We start from the raw sequence: 15807 nt of genomic DNA on the forward strand, positions 1-15807 counted from the left end.
GCTAGGCTGATGTCCCGACATGGGAGATCCCAGATGCACGCAAGACCATTGCTCTTTGTCGTGATCGCGCTTGCTGTCTCGCAGCCGGCGCTCGCCGCGGGCAAGCGGCCGCATCACATGACTGGGCCCGCCACCGATCCGGCCGCTCCCTACAAGGCCGATCGGCTCTCCTCCTCGCGCGGCGAGTCGATCCTCGACACGCCTGGCCAGACCACCGTGCTGACGCGGCAGGTTCTCGACGACAAGAGGGCGACCAGCCTGCGGGACGCCATGCGCTCGACCGCAGGTGTGACGATCGGACGCTAGGCCGCTTGCACCGCTCTCGGTCGCCCGCACCGAGCACTCGCTGACACCCATGGCGAGCAGGGCGTAGCTGCGGCGATTTCGGACGACGTGCCTGAGACGCACGCCCCTTGCCGCCGGCTATCCTTAACGGGACCTCACCAATGCACGCGACCGGAAGATCCTGAGGCAGCGCGCAACCAGTGCTGGCCGAGCCCGGCTAGCGTCGATCTAACGGGCCCTTTACCCGTGCCGTGCAAGATTGCCCCGTTTTTCAGGGATCTGGGGCTCGTATTTCAATGCCTGTTGCCGAATTGAAATCTCGTCTTGCTGCCGCGATGCGATTGTTTCGCGTTCCCGCCGACAATCCGGATCTCACACGCGCGCAGTTCGATGCCTTCTCCAAGCAGATCCCACTGCTCTACTTCATCCTCATCAGCAACACGATTGCGGTCGCCTACACCTATGTGAACGTGGCGCCGGACTGGCTGACGACGATCGTGCCGGCCGTGCTGACGGTGCTCGCAGGCTCACGGACCTTCTGGTGGCTACGCCAGCGCCGGCTCGTTCGCAGCGATGCCGACATCCTGCGCAATCTGCGCGCCACCAATTGGCTGACCCTGCCGATCGGTGCCGGCTTCACCGCCTGGTCGTTCGCGCTGTACCCCTACGGCGATCCCTTCGCCAAGAGCCAGGTCGCCTTCTACATGGCGGTCACCGTGATCGGCTGCATCTTCTCGCTGATGCATCTGCGCTCGGCGGCGCTGATCGTGACGCTGATCGTCGACGTTCCCTATGTGTTGTTTTTCTTCGCCACGGGCGAGCCGACGCTGAAGGCGATCGCGGTCAACAACCTCCTGGTTTCCGGCGCGATGGTGACGGTGTTGTTCATCACTATCGCGACTTCGCCGATCTCGTCGCCAGCCGCAAGTCGCTGCTCGCGCAACAGGCGGCGACGCAGGCGCTCTCTGACGAGAACTTCCGCCTTGCCAATCTCGATTCACTCACCGAGCTACCGAACCGCCGCCGCTTCTTCGCCGAGCTGTCGAGCGCCTTCACCGATGCCGAACGCAGGAAAGTCCGGGTCGCAGTCGGCATCATCGATCTCGACGGCTTCAAGCCGATCAACGACAATTACGGCCACTCAGTCGGCGACCGCGTCCTGATCGAGGCCGGCCGGCGCATCCGCGAGGTCTGCGAGGGTTTTGGTCCGCACCGGGTCGAATTCGCCCGACTCGGCGGTGACGAGTTCGGCCTCGTCGTGTGCGGCGACCCCAATGATGCGGATCTGCTACGGCTGGGCCAGCGCATCGGCGACCAGGTCAAGCTTCCCTATCAGCTCGATACCGCTCATACGGGGCTGTCCTGCTCGATCGGCTTTGCGTTGTTTCCGCAATCGGCCACGACCGCGGAAGCACTGTATGAATGCGCCGATTATTCGCTCTACCATGCCAAGCGCCATCTGCGCGGCCGCACCGTGATCTTCTCGAGCGAGCTCGAGGCCGAGATCCGCAGTCGCGGGGTCATCGAGAACCTGCTGCGCACCGCTGATTTCGCCACCGAGATGGACCTGGTGTTCCAGCCGATCGTCGATGCCATGAGCGAGCACACCGCCGGCTTCGAGGTGCTGGCGCGCTGGCGCAGCGCCCGCCTCGGCCTGGTCTCTCCGGCCGATTTCATTCCGGCTGCCGAGCGCATCGGTCTGATCCGGCCGCTGACGCAAGCGCTGCTGGTGCGCGCACTCGCCGTCGCCAGGACGTGGCCCGATCACATCCGCCTCTCGTTCAACCTCTCTGCACACGACGTCTGCGCGGCGGAAGGCATCTTGCCGCTGATCGCCATCATCGAGAAGAGCGGGCTGCCGCCACAGCGGATCGATTTCGAGATCACCGAAACCGCCGTCACCTTCGACTTCGTCCGCGCGCAGCAATCGATCGCAACGCTGAAGGCAATGGGCTGCGGCATTTCGCTGGACGATTTCGGCACCGGCTATTCGTCGTTGAGCCACGTGCACCGGCTGCCGCTCGACAAGATCAAGGTCGACCGCAGCTTCGTTTCCGACATCAACGAGAATCCCGTCAGCCACAAGATCATCAAATCGCTCACCGGCCTCTGCGACGACATGGAGATCGCCTGCGTCGTCGAGGGCGTCGAGACCCGTGCTCAGCTCGACACCCTGCGCCGCCTGGGGTGCGACTTCATCCAGGGTTATTATTTCGCCAAGCCCATGCCGGCCGATGCGATTGGCGACCATCTGGCGAAGGAGAGCCGGCGCCTCGACGGCACCGAGGCCAAGGTCGTGGCCTAAGCCCCTCGTCTACTTCGCTAGGCTCGGCAGATCGAGCCCCTTGTCGCGGGCGCACTCGATCGCGATGTCGTAGCCGGCATCGGCGTGGCGCATGACGCCGCTGGCGGGATCGTTCCACAGCACGCGCTCGATCCGCTTCGCAGCCTCGGGCGTGCCGTCGGCGACGATCACCATGCCGGCATGCTGCGAATAGCCGATGCCGACGCCGCCGCCATGATGCAGCGAGACCCAGGTCGCCCCGCTGGCGCAATTGAGCAGCGCATTGAGCAGCGGCCAATCGGACACCGCATCCGATCCATCCTTCATCGCCTCGGTCTCGCGGTTGGGGCTTGCCACCGAGCCGCTGTCGAGATGATCGCGACCGATCACGATCGGCGCCTTCAATTCACCGCGCGCCACCATCTCGTTGAAGGCAAGGCCGAGGCGATGGCGATCGCCGAGGCCGACCCAGCAGATCCGCGCCGGCAGGCCCTGGAACTTGATGCGCTCCTTGGCCATATCGAGCCAATTGTGCAGATGCTTATCGTCGGGCATCAGCTCCTTGACCTTGGCGTCGGTCTTGAAGATGTCCTCGGGATCGCCCGACAGCGCGGCCCAGCGGAACGGCCCGACGCCGCGGCAGAACAGCGGGCGGATATAGGCGGGCACGAAGCCGGGGAAATCGAACGCGTTCTTCAGGCCCATGTCCTGCGCCATCTGGCGGATATTGTTGCCGTAGTCGAGCGTCGGAATGCCCTGGGCATGGAAGTCCAGCATGGCCTGGACATGCTCGACCATCGACGTCTTCGAGGCGCGCTCCACCGTCTTCGGATCGGACGCGCGCTTGGCTTCCCATTCGGCAAGCGCCCAGCCCTTCGGCAAGTAGCCGTTGATCGGATCATGCGCGCTGGTCTGGTCGGTGACGATATCAGGCTTGACGCCGCGACGAACGAGCTCCGGGAAAATCTCGGCGGCATTGCCGAGCAGGCCGACCGAGACCGCCTTCTTCGTCTTCGCGGCGTCCGCCATGATCGCGAGCGCTTCGTCGAGCGTTGCGGCCTGCCGGTCGAGATAGCCGGTCCGTAGGCGCATCTCGATGCGGCTCGGCTGGCATTCGACTGCAAGCATCGAAGCGCCGGCCATGGTCGCGGCCAGCGGCTGCGCACCGCCCATGCCTCCCAAGCCGGCCGTGAGAATCCATTTGCCGGCGAGGCTGCCGCCATAATGGCGACGGCCGACCTCGACGAAGGTTTCATAGGTGCCCTGCACGATGCCCTGGCTGCCGATATAGATCCAGGAGCCCGCCGTCATCTGGCCGTACATCATCAGGCCCTGGCGATCGAGCTCGTTGAAATGATCGAGCGTGGCCCAATGCGGCACGATATTGGAGTTCGCGATCAGCACGCGCGGCGCGTCGGCATGGGTCCGGAACACACCGACCGGCTTGCCAGATTGCACCAGCAGCGTCTGGTCGGCTTCCAGCTTGCGCAAAGCCGCAACGATCCGGTCGAAACTTTCCCAGTCGCGCGCGGCGCGGCCGATGCCGCCATAGACGACGAGCTCGCTCGGGCGCTCCGCAACGTCTGGGTCGAGATTGTTCATCAGCATGCGCAACGGCGCTTCCGTGAGCCAGCTCTTGGCGCTGATGTCGCTGCCGCGGGGAGCGCGGATGGTGCGGTCATTGTCCAGTCGGCGGTTCATGTGGACCTCTTCAGACGAGTCTCGGAAACGGATCGAAACGAAGCCGGGCGACCGCGGCAGCCGGAAGCGCATCGGCTTCGATCAATGCAGCGGCCTTGGCGAGATCGCCGGCCATGTAGCGATCGGCAGCGAGCGCAGGCACCTGCTCACGCAACGCGGCAATGACGGTGACCAGCGGCGCGCTGGTCGCATGTGGCGCGCGCAGCGTGATGCCTTGGGCGGCGACCAGAAGCTCGATGCCGAGAATGGCGGCGAGATTGTCGGCCATGTCGGACAGGCGCCGCGCGGCATGCGCGGCCATCGAGACATGGTCCTCCTGGTTGGCGCTGGTCGGAGTCGAATCGATCGAGCAGGCGAGCGCACGCTGCTTGTTCTCGGCATAGAGCGCGGCCGCCGTCACCTCGGCGATCATGAAGCCGGAATTGAGGCCGGGATCGGGGGTGAGGAACGGCGGCAGGCCGAAATTGAGCGCGGGATCGACCAGCGTCGCGATGCGCCGCTCGCTGATCGCGCCGATCTCCGACAGCGCCAGCGCGATCGCGTCGGCGGCGAAGGCCACCGGCTCGGCGTGGAAATTGCCGCCGGAGACGATCTCCCCGGTCTCGACCAGCACCAGCGGGTTGTCGGTGACCGCGTTGGCCTCGACGATCAGCGTGCGTGCGGCCTGCGTGATCAGATCGAGGGCTGCGCCTGCAACCTGTGGCTGGCAGCGCAGGCAATAAGGATCCTGGACACGCTCGTCGCCTTCGAGGTGAGAGAGGCGGATGTCGCTGCCGTCGAGCAGCGCGGTCAACGTCGCGGCCGCCGCGATCTGGCCGGCATGGCCGCGCAGCGCCTGGATTTCGGGACGGAACGGTGCCGTCGAGGCCATCGCCGCATCCACCGACAGCGCACCGGTCACGAGTGCGGCGCGGGCGAGGCGATATGCACGCAGCACGCCTGATATGGCGTAGGCCGTCGAGAATTGCGTGCCGTTGATCAGCGCGAGGCCTTCCTTCGGCCCGAGGGTCAGCGGCTTGACGCCGGCCGCCGCGAGAGCGTCGGCGCCGGATACGGTTTTCCCGTCAACGATCGCCTGCCCTTCGCCGATCATCACGGCCGTCATGTGCGCGAGCGGTGCCAGATCGCCGGAGGCGCCGACCGAGCCCTGCTGCGGCACCAGCGGACAGACGCCACGGGCCAGCATGTCCTGCAACTGCTCGATCACCGCGCGGCGCACGCCGGAGGCGCCACGTCCGAGCGAGACGATCTTCAACGCCATCATCAACCGCACGATCGGCTCCGGCGTTGCCGGGCCGACGCCGCAGCAATGCGAGACGATGAGGTTGCGCTGGAGCAGCGCGGTCTGGTCCGGCGGAATGCGCTTGGAGGCCAGCTTTCCAAAACCGGTGTTGATGCCGTAGACGGGGACGTCCGCCTGCGCAGCTCGCGTAACGATTTGCGCAGCCGCCTCGACACGCGGCCAGAACGAAGGATCGAGCACGACCGGGGCGCCTTCGAGCACGCGCGCGAGATCGTCGAGGCTCACTGTTCCCGGCTTGACGACGATCGCTGTTTCCTGCTCCGTCACTGCCCCCTCCATACCCGCTTGTGCAGCGGATTGAAGCCGATGCGGTACACCAGCTCGGCGGGCCGCTCGATCTCCCAGATCGCAAGGTCGCACCATTTGCCGGCTTCCAGCGTGCCGGTCTCATTCAGGAGACCGAGTGCCCGCGCGCCTTCACGGGTGACGCCGGCAAGGCACTCGGCCACGTTCATCCGGAACAGGGTCGCCCCCATGTTCATCGCGAGCAGCAGCGAGGTCAGCGGCGAGCTGCCGGGATTGCAGTCGGTCGCCAGCGCCATGGGAACGCCATGCTTGCGGAACGTCTCGACCGGGGGCTTCTGCGTCTCGCGAATGAAGTAGAACGCGCCGGGCAGCAGCACCGCCACCGTGCCGGCCCTCGCCATTGCGGCGGCACCGGCTTCGTCGGTGTGCTCGAGATGATCGGCCGAGAGCGCCAAAAATTTCGCGGCGAGCGCAGCGCCGCCAAGATTCGAGAGTTGGTCGGCATGGAGCTTGACCGGCAGTCCAAGTCCCCTCGCCGCTTCGAACACAAGCGCGGTCTGCTCGGCGGAGAATGCGATGCCCTCCATGAAGGCATCGACGGCATCGGCGAGGCCCGCTTTTGCGACCGCCGGCAGCATCTCCTTGCAGACCAGATTGATGTAACGATCCTTGTCGCCGTCGGCCTCGACCGGCAGCGCATGCGCGCCCAAAAACGACGTGCGGATCGCAACCGGCCGCTCGCGGCCGAGGCTGCGCGCGGCCGCCAGCTGCCGCATCTCGGTCTCGGTATCGAGACCATAGCCGGACTTGATCTCGACCGTGGTGGCGCCCTCAGCCGTCAGCGCGTCGAGCCGCGGCAGCGCGCCTGCCACGAGCTCGGCTTCGCTGGCCTTGCGCGTTGCCGCCACGGTCGAGACGATGCCGCCGCCGGCGCGCGCGATCTCCTCGTAGCTCGCCCCTTTCAGGCGCAGCTCGAATTCATGCGCGCGGTTGCCGCCATAGACCAGATGTGTGTGGCAATCGACGAGCCCGGGCGTGATCCAGCGCCCCTCGCAATCGATCCGCTCGATCGCGTCCGCATCGACGGGAAAGTCCGCTATCGCGCCTGCATAGGCGATGCGGCCGCCGCGTGCGGCGATGACACCATGCTCGATCTCGCCGAGATCGGGACGGTCGGCCCGCATCGTCGCGAGGCGGGCATTGTGCCAGATCCGGTCGAAGCGCTCTGCCATGCGGGTATCCATTCGCCCTGGGGATGCTTGACTTATATGTCTAGACATATAATCGTAAGGCGGTTCTGTCCAGCCGGCGTGTAAATCATGACCCGACTGCATTTCGCTTCCGCGCTCCTGCCTTCGGGCTGGGCCAATGACGTGCAGGTGGTCGTCACCGCCGGCGCGATCGCGGCGGTGACACCGGGCGTGGCGGCGGCCGCCGGCGACGAGCGCCACGCCATCGCGCTTCCGGGACTTGCAAGCCTGCACAGTCACGCCTTCCAGCGCGGCATGGCCGGCCTCGCGGAGCTGCGCGGCGATTCCACCGACACGTTCTGGACCTGGCGCGAGACGATGTATCGCTTCGCGCTGGCCATGACGCCCGACGACGTCGCGGCCGTTGCGACGCTGCTCTATGTCGAAATGCTCGAGCAGGGTTTTACCCGCGTCGGCGAATTCCACTATCTGCACCACGACCGCGACGGATCGCCCTACGCTGACCCCGCCGAGATGGCCGAGCGCATTGCCCAGGCGGCCGAAGCCTCCGGCATTGCGCTGACGCTGCTGCCGAGTTTCTATGCGCATGGCTCGTTTGGAGGCGCAGCGCCGCATGCCGGGCAGCGCCGCTTCATCTGCACGGTCGATCGGTTCACTGCATTGATGACGGCATCGCGCAAGGTGATCAGCGCACTGCCGGGCGCCAATATCGGCATCGCCCCGCACAGTTTGCGCGCTGTGGCGCCGGACGAGCTTGCGGCGATCATTCCGCTCGCGAACGGCGGACCGGTGCACATTCATGCCGCCGAGCAGGTGAAGGAGGTCGAGGATTGCCTCGCCTGGTCGGGCCGGCGTCCGGTGCAATGGCTGTTGGAGCACGCGCCCGTCGATCGGCGCTGGTGCGTCATTCACGCGACCCACATGACCGATGAGGAAGCGACGACGTTCGCCAGGACCGGTGCGGTGGCGGGCCTCTGTCCCATCACGGAAGCGAGCCTCGGCGACGGCATTTTTTCGGCGCGGGAGTTTGTCGCCGCCGGCGGCCTTTTCGGCGTCGGTACCGATTCCAACGTGTTGATTGGCGCAGCCGACGAATTGCGCCAGCTCGAATACGGCCAGCGGCTCAAGCACCGCCAACGAAACGTGCTCTCCGGCGGCGCAGGTCATTCCACAGGACGCTCGCTGTTCGACAGAGCGCTCGCCGGCGGCGCGCGGGCGCTGGCGCAGCCGACGGTCGGCCTCACACCCGGTGCACGCGCCGACATCGTCACGCTCGACATTGCGCATCCTTCGTTGGCAGGACGCGCGCACGATGCCGTCATCGACGGCTGGATCTTCGCCGCCGGCGGCGCCGCCATCGATTGCGTCTGGGCCGGCGGCCGCAAGGTGGTCGAGGGCGGTCAGCATGGATTGCGCCAAGCCGCACGCGAACGCTTCAACGCATCGATCCGGAGGCTCGTCGCATGAGCCTCGTCACCGATGCCGACAAGCCGACGCTCTACAAGCGTATCCGCGCCGACATCGAGAAGCGCATTCTGACCGGCGAGTGGCCGCCCGGCCACCGCATTCCCTTCGAGCACGAGCTGGTGGCGCGCTACGGCTGCTCGCGTATGACCGTGAACAAGGCGTTGTCGGAGCTCGCGCAAGCCGATCTGATCGAGCGGCGGCGGCGCGCCGGCTCGTTCGTGCGCCGGCCGCAGCATCAGTCGGCGGTGCTCAAGATCGCCGACATCCGCGCCGAGATCTCCGCGCTTGGACGCAGCTACGGCTACGAGCTGATCGGCCGCAAGCTGCGCGCGGCGACGGCCGCCGACCGCGATCGCCTCGGCGTGAAGAAGGCCGGCAAGGTGGTCGCGATCACCTGCCGGCATAGCGCCGACAACGTGCCCTTCGCAGTCGAGGACAGGCTGATCGATCTCTCGTCCGTGCCCGATGCCGCGGCCGCCGATTTCTCGCGCGAGCCGCCCGGCTCCTGGCTGCTTCACCATGTCCCATGGACCGAGGCCGAGCATACGATCAGTGCCATCGTTGCGGACGACCGCACGGCGGAAGCGCTCGACATTGCCGTCGGCGCCCCCTGCCTCGTGATCGACCGCTACACCTGGCGCAGCGCACGCACCATTACCGCGGTGCGCCTGCTCTATCCCGGTGACTCTCACCGCCTTGTCGCCCGATTCAAGGGAGGCTGAGAGGATATGTCGGCACAATTCGTGCAACGCATCGGGCAACGGTCCAGGTGGGCCGACAGTGATCAACAGGACGTCAAACCATCGATCGGCAAGAGGACGAAAATCATGCGTAGTTCGAAAGTATTTGCGACAATCATTGCCCTCGCGGTGGCCACTCCCGCGCTCGCCGACGACGTCAAGGTCGGCGTCGGCATCTCCGGCTGGACCGGATTCGCGCCGCTGACGCTGGCGAAGGAGGCGGGCATCTTCAAGAAGAACGGGCTCGACGTCACCATCAAGAAGATTCCGCAGAAGGACCGCCATCTCGCCATCGCCTCCGGCGACATCCAGTGCGCGGCGACCACGGTCGAGACCTGGATCTCCTGGAACGCCAACGGCGTTGCGACCAAGCAGATCTTCCAGCTCGACAAGAGCTATGGCGCCGACGGCATGGCCGTGCGCAACGACGTCGCCGCGATCAAGGACCTCAAGGGCAAGACCGTCGCAGCCTCCGCGCCGGGCACCTCGCCCTATTTCGCGCTGGCCTGGATGCTGAAGAAGAACGGCCTCACCACCAAGGACGTCACGATCGTCAACCTCGAGCCCGCTGCGGCCGCGCAGGCCTTCGTCTCCGGTCAGAACGATGCCGCGATGACCTATGAGCCCTATTTGTCGACGGTGCGTGCCGCGCCCGACAAGGGCAAGATCATCGCGACCACGCTCGACTATCCGATGGTGATGGACACGTTCGGCTGCACGCCGAAGTTCCTCACCGACAATCCCAAGGCCGCCAAGGCCCTCGCCGACAGCTACTTCGAGGCGATCGAGATGATCGCCAAGGACCAGGCCAAGTCCTACGAGATCATGGGCGCCGACGTGAAGCAGACCGGCGAGCAGTTCGGCAACTCGGCGAAATATCTGCGCTGGCAGGACAAGGCCGCGAACCAGATGTTCTTCGCCGGCGACTTCCTGACCTTCAACAAGGAGGCCGCCGAGCTGCTGCTCGAGATCGGCATCATCAAGGCCGCGCCGAAGGTCGAGGACCTCTACGACGCGAGCTTCATCAAGTAACGTTCTCCAAGATGCCGGTTCCGCCTCGGGCGGAGCCGGCGCACCATTCGGATACAGTTTGATGCGTCCCCTGGATCCCGTGACATCGAAGCAGCGTGCGGCGTACGGCTTGGCGTTCTTCGTGCTGTTCGTCGCCCTCTGGTCGTGGGCGACGTTCGGCGGCCATGTGTCGAAGACCTTCCTCGCCAATCCGCTGACCATGGTGCAGGAGGGCCTCGAGCTGCTCGCCAAGCACGGCTTCCTGTTCGACATCGGCATGACGATCTGGCGCGTCGTCGGCGGCTTTGCACTCGCGGCCGTCATTGCGGTGCCGCTCGGCGTGCTGATGGGCGCCTACAAGCCGGTCGAAGCCTTCCTCGAGCCGTTCGTCTCATTTGCACGTTATCTGCCCGCTTCCGCCTTCATCCCGTTGCTGATCCTGTGGGCCGGCATCGGGGAATTGCAGAAGCTGCTCGTCATCTTCATCGGTTCGGTGTTCCAGGTCATCCTGATGGTCGCGGTGACGGTCGGCGCCACGCGGCGCGATCTGGTCGAGGCCGCCTACACGCTCGGCGCCAGCGACCGCGGCATCATCCGCCGCGTGCTGCTGCCCTCCTCCGCGCCGGAGATCGCAGAAATCCTGCGGCTGGTGCTGGGCTGGGCCTGGACTTACGTCATCGTCGCCGAGCTGATCGGCTCGTCCTCGGGCATCGGTCATATGATCACCGACAGCCAGGCGCTGCTCAACACCGGCCAGATCATCTTCGGCATCATCGTGATCGGATTGATCGGCCTGATCTCGGACTTCCTGTTCAAGGCGTTCAACGCCTGGCTGTTTCCCTGGAAGCTCGCATGACTATTCTTAGGATCGACCAGGTCTCGCGCACCTTCCCCGCGCGCCACGGCAACGCGCCGACCAGGGCGCTGGAGCCGACCGACCTCACCATCGGCAACAACGACTTCGTCACCATCCTCGGCCCCTCCGGCTGCGGCAAGTCCACGCTGCTGCGCATCGTCGCGGGCCTCGACCGTCCGACCGGTGGCCGCGTCACGCTGGACGGGCGCGAGGTGACCGGCCCGGGCGCCGATCGCGGCATGGTGTTCCAGTCCTACACGCTGTTCCCCTGGCTGACGGTCCGCGAGAACATCGCCTTCGGCCTGCGCGAGCGTGGCGTGTCCGAGGCGGAGCGACACAAGATCGCGGATGCCTTCATCCGCCAGGTCGGACTGTCCGGCTTCGAAAATCACTGGCCGAAGCAGCTCTCCGGCGGCATGCAGCAGCGCACGGCGATCGCACGCGCGCTTGCCAATGACCCGAAGATCTTGTTGCTCGACGAGCCCTTCGGCGCGCTCGACAACCAGACCCGCGCCCTGATGCAGGAGATGCTGCTCGGGATCTGGGAGCGCGACCAGAAGACGGTGCTGTTCGTCACCCACGACATCGAGGAAGCCATCTTCCTCGGCAGCCGCGTCATCGTCATGAGCGCACGCCCCGGACGCATCAAGGCCGAAATCCATGTGGACCTGCCGCATCCCCGCTCCTACAAGATCAAGACCACGCCGGAATTCGTCCAGCTCAAGGAACGGCTGGTCGAGGAGATCCGCACCGAGGCGCTGAAGGTTGCCGAACATGCCTGACGCTCGTACCGAGGGACATCGCGTTCTCGCCGACCTCCATGCACTTCGCGCCATCGGCGCCTACAAGACCGGCGTGCACAAGCCGACCTTCTCCGAGCCGCACAAGCTGTCGCTGGAGTGGCTCGTTCAGAAGCTGCCCGAGGCCGATCTTTCCGCGACGATCGACGGCATCGGCAATGTCTTCGGGACGAGCACGAAGCCCGGGCCGAAGCTGCTGGCGGGATCGCACCTGGAAAGCCAGAATTATGCCGGCTGGCTCGATGGCCCGCTCGGCGTCGTCTATGCGCTCGAGGCCGCGCGCGTCCTGAACGCCGACGCTTCCGTGAACGGCGCGGTCGAGGTCGCCGCCTGGTGCGACGAGGAGGGACATTTCGGTCATTTCCTCGGCTCGCGCTCCTATGTCGGACAGGTGGCCGAGGCCGACATCGAAGCCGCCCGCGACCGCACCAGCGGCCGCACCATGCGCGATGCCCTTGCCGACATGGGGCTCGCGGGGCGTCCGCGCATCACCGCCGAGCCGGGACGGCACGTCGGTTATCTCGAGGCGCATATCGAGCAGGGCGACACGCTCGAAAGCGGGCGCCTCGCGATCGGCGTCGTGACGTCCATCGTCGGCATCTGGCAGTACCAGATCAATTTCACCGGCGAGCAGAACCACGCCGGCACCACGCGCATGGCTGTGCGCAAGGATGCCGGCCTGGCGCTGGCCAAGTTCTGCGTCGCGATCGACGAGCGCTTCCCCGCCGCCTGCGGCCCACGCACGGTCTGGACCACCGGCCGCATCACGCTCGATCCAGGCGCGCCGAGCATCATTCCCGGTGGCGCAGAGATGCTGTTCCAGATCCGCGACGACGACCCGACGGTCATCGCGCGGCTGGAGCAATTGCTCCGGACCATGGCGGACGAGGCCAGTGCCAAGGGCCCCTGCACCGTCAGCGTGACGAAGCTGCGCACCGGCGCACCCGCGATGATGAATGCGGGCTTTCAGGACGCGATCGAGGCCGCGAGCAAGGCCGTCGCCGGCGGCCGATCCATCCGCATGCCCAGCGGCGCCGGCCACGATGCGCAGATGCTGGCAACCGTCATGCCCGCCGGCATGCTGTTCGTGCCGTCGATCGGCGGCATCAGCCATCACTGGACCGAGAACACGGCGGATGCCGACATCGTGACGGGCGCAGAGGTGTTCGTCGAGGCGTGCCGGCGGATCCTCGGCGGCTAGCGCTGCGTCCGGAGCGCGACCGAGAGTTTGGCGTCTGCTCTCTCCGCCCGTCATTGCGAGGAGCTCGCGACAAAATTGCGTAGCAATTTTGCGCAGATGCGACGAAGCAATCCATAATCTATCCGCGGAAAGATTCTGGATTGCTTCGCTGCGCTCGCAATGACGGAGTATGACGCAACTACATTGCTCTTTCAGTGCCGTAGGGTGGGCAAAGGCGCATAGCGCCGTGCCCACCAACCTTGGCAGTAAGCGAGAATGGTGGGCACGCTGCGCTTTGCCCACCCTACGATATTTGAGCTTGTCACACGCAGATACGCCTCGCTCCATCCGGGCTACCGGCCACCTGCAATCGCGACAAGTTGCTCGCAGCTGGCACGAGCTGCGACAATCTGAACGCGGTGCCGACACAAAGCTGCGGCATTTCTCCGCTTTCTCCACCGTCCCGCCTGTACTTCCCCGGAGTTCCCATGTCTTCTGCCGATCGGCCGGCGACCCGTCTTGCCACTCGGCTTGCGTTCCTCGTCGCGGGCTTCGGCATCGCGTGCTGGGCACCGCTGGTGCCGTTCGCGAAGGCGCGGCTCGCCGTCGACGACGGGGTTCTCGGGCTGCTCCTGCTCAGCCTCGGCATCGGCTCGGTCGTCGCGATGCTGCTCACAGGCGTTCTCAGCGCGCGCTACGGCAGCAGGCCGGTCATCGTCGCGGGCGGGCTTGGTCTCACACTGGTGCTGCCGCTGCTGGCGATCGCAAGCTCGCCGCTGTCGCTGGCGCTGGCGCTCCTTGCGTTCGGCGCCGCGCTCGGTTCGATCGACGTCGCCATGAACATCCACGCCGTGGAGGTGGAGCGCGCCGCGAGACGCCCGCTGATGTCCGGGTTCCACGCCCTGTTCAGCATCGGCGGCTTCGCCGGATCCGCGCTGATGACGGCGCTGCTCTCGCTGCAGCTCGGGGCACTCGCCTGTACCCTGATCTGCTCCGTGCTGATGCTGATCGCGATGCTCGTAACCTGGCCGCGCCTGCTTCGCTCGGTGCAGGTGCAGGAAGGCCCATTGTTCGTGCTGCCGCACGGATCGGTGCTGCTGCTGGCGCTGCTCGGCGCCATCACCTTCCTGGTCGAAGGCGCGATGCTCGATTGGGGCGCGCTGCTCGTGATCGGCGCCGGGCTCGTCAGCGAGGCGCAAGGCGGCGTCGGCTACATCGTGTTCTCGATCGCGATGACGATCGGGCGGCTCGGCGGCGACGCGGTCGTTGCGCGCATCGGAGACCGCACGACATTGCTGTGGGGTAGCCTCATTGCGATCGCCGGCTTCGTGGTGCTGCTCACCGCCCCCGTGGCAGCGGTCGCCATCGGCGGATTCCTGCTGATCGGGCTCGGCGCCTCGAACCTCGTGCCTGTGCTGTTCCGCCGGGCGGCGCAGCAAAAGGTGATGCCCACGGGACTTGCGGTCGCGGCGATCACGACAGCAGGCTACGCAGGCGTCCTGCTCGGCCCTGCAGGCGTCGGCTTCGTCGCACAGCTCGGCGGACTGCCGATGGCATTTTGGCTGCTCACCGCCTTGATGGGTCTCGTCACGTTGACGGCGCAGATCGTCACCGCGGAGCAGCGCCCGACCGGGTTTTAGCCTCCGACCGCCGCAGCTCGCCGCGGCAGTTTCCAGCCGGGCCGGATGAAGTGGCAGGTGTAGCCGTCAGGATAACGTTCGAGATAGTCCTGATGCTCGGGCTCGGCTTCCCAGAACTCGCGCGCGGGCGCGACCTCGGTCACCACCTTGCCGGGCCACAGGCCGGACGCCTCGACGTCGGCAATGGTGTCTTCGGCAATCCGCTTCTGCTCCTCGCTGGTGTAGAAGATCGCCGAGCGATAGCTCGTGCCGATATCGTTGCCCTGACGGTTGAGCGTGGTCGGATCATGGATCTGGAAGAAGAACTCCAGCATGGTCCGGAAGCTGGTCCTTACTGGATCGAACACGATCTCGATCGCTTCGGCATGGCCATCATGATTGCGGTAGGTGGCGTTCTTGACGTGCCCACCGGTGTAACCGACGCGGGTGGAGATCACGCCCGGCTGCTTGCGGATCAGATCCTGCATGCCCCAGAAGCAGCCTCCGGCCAAAACTGCGCGTTCCGTCGTCATGTGATGTGCTCCCAATGATCGCCAAACAGCTCGTGCATCATATAGGCTTTCGGCCTCCCGGCCGAAAGCCACGCATTGACGCGGGTCCACCCGGGCCTGGACCGGACGGACCGGAAGCAAACGCTTGCCCTAGACCAGCTTGGCGTCGAGCGTGATGGCGGCGTTGAGCACCTTGGACACCGGGCAGTTCTTCTCGGCCTCGCCGGCGAACCGGGCGAAGCCGGCATCGTCGAGACCAGGCACTTTCGCCCGCAGGGTCAGCGCGGATTTGCTGATCTTGAAACCCTTGCCTTCGGGCTCGAGCGTGACAGCGGCTTCGGTCGAGAGCTCGTCAGGCGTGAAACCCGCCATCTGGAGGCCGAAGGCAAGCGCCATGGTAAAACAGCCGGCATGGGCTGCGGCGATCAACTCTTCGGGATTGGTGCCCTTCTCGTTCTCGAAGCGGGTCTTGAACGAATAGGGCGTCGCGGCAAGCACGCCGGATTCGCTCGACAGTTGGCCCGTGCCATCGCGACCAGTGCCCTTCCAGACTGCTGTTGCCTTGCGGATCATCTCAGCTCTCCTTGCTTGC

At 65.8% G+C, this 15807-nt stretch carries 13 protein-coding genes and 1 pseudogene; 9 read left to right on the forward strand and 5 right to left on the reverse strand.

Features of this window, described 5'->3' with window-relative positions:
* Window positions 1-33 precede the first annotated feature (33 nt).
* Together N2602_RS28710 and N2602_RS28715 are read left to right on the forward strand one after the other, a co-directional pair.
* Entirely contained in the window at window positions 34-306 is a 273-nt protein-coding gene (locus N2602_RS28710; protein ID WP_172785594.1) for a TonB-dependent receptor plug domain-containing protein, read from the forward strand.
* Between the two features lie 275 nt (window positions 307-581).
* Window positions 582-2590: pseudogene (locus N2602_RS28715) on the forward strand (putative bifunctional diguanylate cyclase/phosphodiesterase).
* Between the two features lie 9 nt (window positions 2591-2599).
* Here N2602_RS28715 and hutU read toward each other — a convergent pair.
* The 3 genes from hutU to hutI are packed head-to-tail and all read right to left on the reverse strand — an operon-like array spanning window position 2600 to window position 7051.
* The gene (hutU, locus tag N2602_RS28720) at window positions 2600-4270 is read right to left on the reverse strand and encodes a urocanate hydratase (protein ID WP_260380171.1); all 1671 of its coding nucleotides are present in this window, start codon (window positions 4268-4270) and stop codon (window positions 2600-2602) included.
* Window positions 4271-4280: 10 nt separating this feature from the next.
* Complete coding sequence (gene hutH, locus N2602_RS28725) at window positions 4281-5840, reverse strand: histidine ammonia-lyase (RefSeq protein WP_260380172.1); 1560 nt, start codon at window positions 5838-5840, stop codon at window positions 4281-4283.
* Window positions 5837-7051, reverse strand: a complete 1215-nt coding sequence (gene hutI / locus N2602_RS28730; protein ID WP_260380173.1) for an imidazolonepropionase — start codon at window positions 7049-7051, stop codon at window positions 5837-5839. The genes hutH and hutI overlap by 4 nt, the downstream gene beginning before the upstream one ends.
* Before the next feature lie 87 nt (window positions 7052-7138).
* Here hutI and N2602_RS28735 point away from each other — a divergent pair, with 87 nt between their 5' ends.
* From N2602_RS28735 to N2602_RS28765, 7 genes are all read left to right on the forward strand, one after another.
* The gene (locus tag N2602_RS28735) at window positions 7139-8497 is read left to right on the forward strand and encodes a formimidoylglutamate deiminase (RefSeq protein WP_260380174.1); all 1359 of its coding nucleotides are present in this window, start codon (window positions 7139-7141) and stop codon (window positions 8495-8497) included.
* On the forward strand, window positions 8494-9219 hold the full coding sequence (hutC, locus tag N2602_RS28740) for a histidine utilization repressor (protein ID WP_212255242.1): 726 nt from the start codon (window positions 8494-8496) through the stop codon (window positions 9217-9219). Before N2602_RS28735 ends, hutC begins: the two co-directional genes overlap by 4 nt.
* A gap of 105 nt (window positions 9220-9324) precedes the next feature.
* On the forward strand, window positions 9325-10269 hold the full coding sequence (locus N2602_RS28745) for an ABC transporter substrate-binding protein (protein WP_260380175.1): 945 nt from the start codon (window positions 9325-9327) through the stop codon (window positions 10267-10269).
* Window positions 10270-10330: 61 nt separating this feature from the next.
* Window positions 10331-11104 carry an ABC transporter permease gene (locus N2602_RS28750; RefSeq protein ID WP_172785602.1) on the forward strand — a complete coding sequence of 258 codons (774 nt, stop codon included), beginning with the start codon at window positions 10331-10333 and terminating at the stop codon, window positions 11102-11104.
* The gene (locus tag N2602_RS28755; protein WP_260380176.1) at window positions 11101-11886 is read left to right on the forward strand and encodes an ABC transporter ATP-binding protein; all 786 of its coding nucleotides are present in this window, start codon (window positions 11101-11103) and stop codon (window positions 11884-11886) included. Before N2602_RS28750 ends, N2602_RS28755 begins: the two co-directional genes overlap by 4 nt.
* A complete protein-coding gene (locus N2602_RS28760) occupies window positions 11879-13105 on the forward strand; it encodes a Zn-dependent hydrolase (RefSeq protein ID WP_260380177.1) in 1227 nt (408 codons plus the stop codon). The genes N2602_RS28755 and N2602_RS28760 overlap by 8 nt, the downstream gene beginning before the upstream one ends.
* 467 nt (window positions 13106-13572) lie before the next feature.
* Window positions 13573-14724: an MFS transporter gene (locus tag N2602_RS28765; protein ID WP_260380178.1), complete on the forward strand. Its 1152-nt coding sequence runs from the start codon at window positions 13573-13575 to the stop codon at window positions 14722-14724.
* On the opposite strand, the gene msrA is transcribed toward N2602_RS28765, so the two are convergent.
* Window positions 14721-15236, reverse strand: a complete 516-nt coding sequence (gene msrA / locus N2602_RS28770) for a peptide-methionine (S)-S-oxide reductase MsrA (RefSeq protein ID WP_172785606.1) — start codon at window positions 15234-15236, stop codon at window positions 14721-14723. The two genes, N2602_RS28765 and msrA, sit on opposite strands and share 4 nt — an antisense overlap.
* A 129-nt stretch (window positions 15237-15365) precedes the next feature.
* Window positions 15366-15788, reverse strand: coding sequence for an OsmC family protein (locus N2602_RS28775; RefSeq protein ID WP_172785607.1), 423 nt, complete (start codon window positions 15786-15788; stop codon window positions 15366-15368).
* Between the last annotated feature and the right edge of the window lie 19 nt (window positions 15789-15807).

The organism is Bradyrhizobium sp. NC92 (genome assembly GCF_025200865.1).
Classification (GTDB): Bacteria; Pseudomonadota; Alphaproteobacteria; order Rhizobiales; family Xanthobacteraceae; genus Bradyrhizobium.

Coding starts and splice junctions, on each gene's coding strand:
- N2602_RS28710 (WP_172785594.1), top strand. CDS start 34: ATGCACGCAAGACCATTGCTCTTTGTCGTGATCGCGCTTGCTGTCTCG.
- hutU (WP_260380171.1), bottom strand. CDS start 4,270: ATGAACCGCCGACTGGACAATGACCGCACCATCCGCGCTCCCCGCGGC.
- hutI (WP_260380173.1), bottom strand. CDS start 7,051: ATGGCAGAGCGCTTCGACCGGATCTGGCACAATGCCCGCCTCGCGACG.
- N2602_RS28735 (WP_260380174.1), top strand. CDS start 7,139: ATGACCCGACTGCATTTCGCTTCCGCGCTCCTGCCTTCGGGCTGGGCC.
- hutC (WP_212255242.1), top strand. CDS start 8,494: ATGAGCCTCGTCACCGATGCCGACAAGCCGACGCTCTACAAGCGTATC.
- N2602_RS28745 (WP_260380175.1), top strand. CDS start 9,325: ATGCGTAGTTCGAAAGTATTTGCGACAATCATTGCCCTCGCGGTGGCC.
- N2602_RS28750 (WP_172785602.1), top strand. CDS start 10,331: ATGCGTCCCCTGGATCCCGTGACATCGAAGCAGCGTGCGGCGTACGGC.
- N2602_RS28755 (WP_260380176.1), top strand. CDS start 11,101: ATGACTATTCTTAGGATCGACCAGGTCTCGCGCACCTTCCCCGCGCGC.
- N2602_RS28760 (WP_260380177.1), top strand. CDS start 11,879: ATGCCTGACGCTCGTACCGAGGGACATCGCGTTCTCGCCGACCTCCAT.
- N2602_RS28765 (WP_260380178.1), top strand. CDS start 13,573: ATGTCTTCTGCCGATCGGCCGGCGACCCGTCTTGCCACTCGGCTTGCG.
- msrA (WP_172785606.1), bottom strand. CDS start 15,236: ATGACGACGGAACGCGCAGTTTTGGCCGGAGGCTGCTTCTGGGGCATG.
- N2602_RS28775 (WP_172785607.1), bottom strand. CDS start 15,788: ATGATCCGCAAGGCAACAGCAGTCTGGAAGGGCACTGGTCGCGATGGC.